This is a genomic window from Acidovorax sp. HMWF029 (assembly GCF_003060895.1).
Lineage (GTDB): Bacteria > Pseudomonadota > Gammaproteobacteria > Burkholderiales > Burkholderiaceae_C > Acidovorax.
Genome location: NZ_QAIH01000030.1, coordinates 1 through 4,296, shown reverse-complemented (window position 1 = coordinate 4,296; position 4,296 = coordinate 1). Strand labels below are relative to the sequence as shown.

The following is a 4,296-nucleotide window of genomic DNA, read 5'->3' as shown; positions in this document are numbered from 1 at the left end:
GTGCACGCGGCTGGGCTTTTGAGTGGATGAATACCAGCCTGGGCGAGCTCGGTGCGCGCCAGCCGGGCATGGGCTGGGGCGGGTTTGTGGTGCTGTCGGCGCTGCTGGTGCTGCTGTCTTTTGGCGTGGCGCGCAGGGGCTTCTTCAAGGGTGATCTGTTTGTGGCTGCGGCGGTGGTGGGCTGTGGCAGCCTGCTCGCACTGTTTATCGTGTTCCCGGTGCTCAAGGCGTTGTCGGCAGCGTTTTTCCTGGAAGATGGGCCGTTCTCGCTGGCGGTGGTGTGGGAGCGCATTGCGCACGAGCGCAACTTTGGCCTCGCGTGCCTGAGCGGCGGCCAGCGCTGTGGTGTGGCGTGGAACACGCTGTTCCTGGGGCTGATGACAGCCACCAGCACCACGCTGCTGGGAACCTTCATGGCGCTGATGGCCGAGCGCGCGTCGCGCCGGTATGCGCGGCCACTGAACATCGTGGCGCTGCTGCCCATCATCACGCCGCCGTTCGTGGTGGGCCTGGGGCTCATCCTGCTGTTTGGCCGCGCGGGTGTGTTCAACCAGTTTCTCGAAGTCGCGTTCGGCATCCCGCCCACACGCTGGTTCTACGGCTGGTTTGGGGTGTGGGTGGCGCAGACCTTTGCGTTCACACCCATCGCCTTCATGATCATGCGTGGCGTGGTGCAGGGCGTGGCGCCCAGCCTGGAAGAGGCCGCACAAACCTTGCGCGCCAGCCCGCACCGCACCTTCATGACGGTGACGCTGCCGCTGCTCAAGCCCGGCCTGGCCAACGCGTTTTTGGTGGGTTTCATCGAGAGCATGGCCGACTTCGGCAACCCCATCGTGGTGGGCGGGCAGTTCTCTGTGCTGTCCACCGAAATCTTCTTCGCCATTGTGGGCGCGCAGTACGACCAGGGCCGTGCCGCGTCGCTGGCCTGGATCCTCACGCTGTTTGCACTCACCGTGTTCGCCATCCAGCGCGGGCTGCTGGGCAAGCAGAACTTCACCACCGTGTCGGGCAAGGGCGACGCCGGCATTGCCATGCCGCTGCCAGCGGGCGTGCGCCGCGTGGTGCACTCCATTGCTCTGCCGTGGATGGCGTTCACCCTCATCGTGTACCTGTTTGCGCTGGCCGGTGGCTTTGTGCAGACCTGGGGGCGCGACTACACGATCACGCTGGCGCACTTTCGCACGGCGTTCAACGTGGAGTGGGGCGAGTTTGGTGTGGTGTGGGCGGGCACGGCGTGGAACTCGTTCTTCACCACACTCAAGCTCGCGGCCATCTCGGCGCCGCTCACGGCCACGCTGGGCATTGGCATTGCGTGGCTGCTGGCGCGCACCGAGTTCAGGGGGCAGTGCGCGTTCGAGTTCGCGGCGCTGCTGGCCTTTGCCATCCCCGGCACAGTGCTGGGCGTGAGCTACATCCTGGCCTTCAACGTGCCGCCGTTCGAGCTGACGGGCACGGCGCTCATCATCGTGCTGTGCTTCATGTTCCGCAATCTGCCGGTGGGCGTGCGGGCGGGTACTGCAGCGTTCAAGCAGCTGGATCGGTCGCTGGATGAGGCGTCTGTGATGCTGCGCGCGGGTAGTGTGCAAACGTTGCGCCATGTGGTGCTGCCGCTGCTCAAGCCCGCGCTGGTGGCGGCGCTGGTCTACAGCTTTGTGCGCGCCATCACCACCGTGAGCGCGGTGATCTTCCTGGTCACGGCCGAGAACGAGCTGGCCACCACCTACATCATCGGCCGCGTGGGCAATGGCGACTATGGCGTGGCGCTGGCGTACTGCACGGTGCTCATCATCCTCATGTCGGCCTCCATCGGCCTGATCCAGTTGCTCGTCGGCGACCGCAAGCTCGGACGGCGCGCAACGGCCCCCGCCGCGCATTGAACACTCCTGCAGAAAAAGAAAACACGCCATGAACCACAACGACGCGGGCATCGTGTTCCGCAACATCACCAAGCGCTACGGCAGCGACAGCAGTGCGGCCCTGGCCGTCAAGGGCATCAGCTTTGAGGTGCCACGCGGCACGCTCACCACCATCCTTGGCCCCTCGGGCTGCGGCAAGACGACGACCTTGCGCATGATTGCGGGGCTGGAGTCGCCCACCTCGGGCGAGATTTTCATTGGCGGCAAGGACGTGACCACGCTCGGCCCCGCGCAACGCAACGTGAGCATGATGTTCCAGAGCTATGCGCTGTTCCCGCACATGAACGTGGTGGAGAACGTGATGTACGGCCTGCGCATGTCGGGCCAGCCCAAGGAGCAGGCGCGTATCAAGGCCGTTGAGGCGCTGCGCGGCGTGGGCCTGGTGGGCTATGACGACCGCCTGCCCAGCGAGCTGTCGGGTGGCCAGCAGCAGCGTGTGGCACTGGCCCGCGCGCTGGTGCTGGAGCCTGAGGTGCTGCTGTTCGACGAGCCCTTGTCCAACCTCGACGCCCGCCTGCGCCGCGAGATGCGCGAAGAGATCCGCGCGCTGCAGCAGCGCCTGTCGCTCACCGTGGCCTACGTCACCCACGACCAGGCCGAGGCCATGGCCGTGAGCGACCAGATCATCGTGATGAACCAGGGCCTGATTGCGCAAAAGGGCTCGCCGCGTGCGCTGTATGAAACCCCGCACAGCGAGTTTGTCGCGGGCTTCATGGGCGAGGCCATGCTGTTCCCGGCCGTGGCCGACGCTGATGGCACGGTGGCTCTGGGGCCGCTGGTGTTGCGCCCCCGCATGGCGGTCAAGAGCGGCCCGGTGAAGGTGGCGGTGCGCCCCGAGGCCTGGCACATTCACCGCCAGGGCGCAGGCCTGCTGCCCGCCCGGCTGGACAAGCGGGCCTACCTGGGCGCCGTGTACGAATACACCTTTGAGACCGCGCTGGGCCACATTTTCGTGGTGTCGTCCGACCTGGACGATGTGCTGACTGTGGGCGACGCGGTGCAGCTGAGCCTGGGTGCCCACGGCGTATCGGTGGTTGGTAGTACCGAAGGCGCCGATACCAATGCGGAATAATGGCGCCATGACGAACCAACTCGACGCCCTCAAACAGTTCACCACCGTGGTTGCCGACACCGGCGACTTTCTGCAACTGGCCCAGTTCCGTCCGCAGGATGCCACCACAAACCCTTCGCTGATCCTCAAGGCGGTGCAAAAGCCCGAATATGCGCCGCTGCTGAAGGACACCGTTGCCCAATGGCAAGGGCGCGCGATGGACGAGGTGATCGACCGCCTGCTGGTGCGTTTTGGCTGCGAGATTCTGACCCACGTGCCCGGCCGCGTCTCCACCGAAGTGGACGCCCGCCTGAGCTTTGACGCCAGCGCCACCGTCACCCGCGCCGAGCGCATCATCGAGCTGTACCAGGCCGAAGGCATCCACATCGACCGCGTGCTCATCAAGATCGCCGCCACGTGGGAAGGCATCAAGGCCGCCGAGCAACTGGAGCGCAAGGGCATCCACACCAACCTCACGCTGCTGTTCTCGTTCGCCCAGGCCGTGGCCTGCGGCCAAGCCAAGGTGCAGCTGATCTCGCCCTTTGTGGGCCGCATTTACGACTGGTACAAAAAGCAGGCGGGTGCCAGTTGGGACGAGGCCGCGCGCGCTGGCGCCAACGACCCCGGTGTGCAGTCGGTCACGCAGATCTACAACCACTACAAGCGCTTTGGCATTGCCACCGAGGTGATGGGCGCAAGCTTCCGCAATGTGGGCCAGATCACGGCGCTGGCGGGTTGTGACCTGTTGACCATCGCGCCCGAGCTGCTGGCGCAACTGGCGGCCAGCGACGCGCCGTTGCAGCGGGCGCTGGATGCGGAGGCTGCCAAGGCGATGGATCTGCCTGCGGTGAACTATGACGAGGCGGGGTTCCGTTATGCGCTGAATGAGGACGCGATGGCGACGGAGAAGCTGGCCGAGGGGATTCGGGCGTTTGCGGTGGATGCTGTGAAGCTGGAGAAGCTGATCCTGGCGGCTTGAGGTTGCTTTTGGTTTCTGTGGGCGGCTGGTGCTTTTTTGGGGAGCGCCAGCCGCTTTGTTTTTTGTGGCTCTGCTGTTTTGATTTCCCGTTCGGGCTGGGCTTGTCGAAGCCTTGGCGCGCTAGTTTGGAAGGATTGCTTGGGTTGCGGGTGGGAGCCGGGTTGTCGCCCCGGCAGGCGACTCACTTTCTTTTGCTTCGCCAAAAGAAAGTAAGCAAAGAAAAGGCGACCCCCAGTCTGCGACCCCTTCGCGGTGCGAAGGGGCAAACCTGCGTCGGGGCGGTTGCGGGGTGCGCCGTGGAACTCGCTTTGCTGCTGCGCAGCGCCGCTCGGACAACCACGGCGAGTCAG

At 65.2% G+C, this 4,296-nt stretch carries 3 protein-coding genes; all 3 read left to right on the top strand.

Annotated features, from left to right (window positions below; translation table 11 throughout):
- The coding region (locus tag DBR12_RS02060) for an iron ABC transporter permease (RefSeq protein ID WP_108615726.1) at positions 1–1,877 on the top strand (1,877 nt) is incomplete at its 5' end.
- A 28-nt stretch (positions 1,878–1,905) separates the two neighbouring features.
- Positions 1,906–2,988 carry an ABC transporter ATP-binding protein gene (locus DBR12_RS02055; RefSeq protein ID WP_108615725.1) on the top strand — a complete coding sequence of 361 codons (1,083 nt, stop codon included), beginning with the start codon at positions 1,906–1,908 and terminating at the stop codon, positions 2,986–2,988.
- A gap of 7 nt (positions 2,989–2,995) precedes the next feature.
- Positions 2,996–3,946 (top strand): transaldolase, encoded by a 951-nt coding sequence (tal, locus tag DBR12_RS02050; RefSeq protein ID WP_108615724.1) that lies wholly within the window; start codon positions 2,996–2,998, stop codon positions 3,944–3,946.
- Positions 3,947–4,296 lie beyond the last annotated feature (350 nt).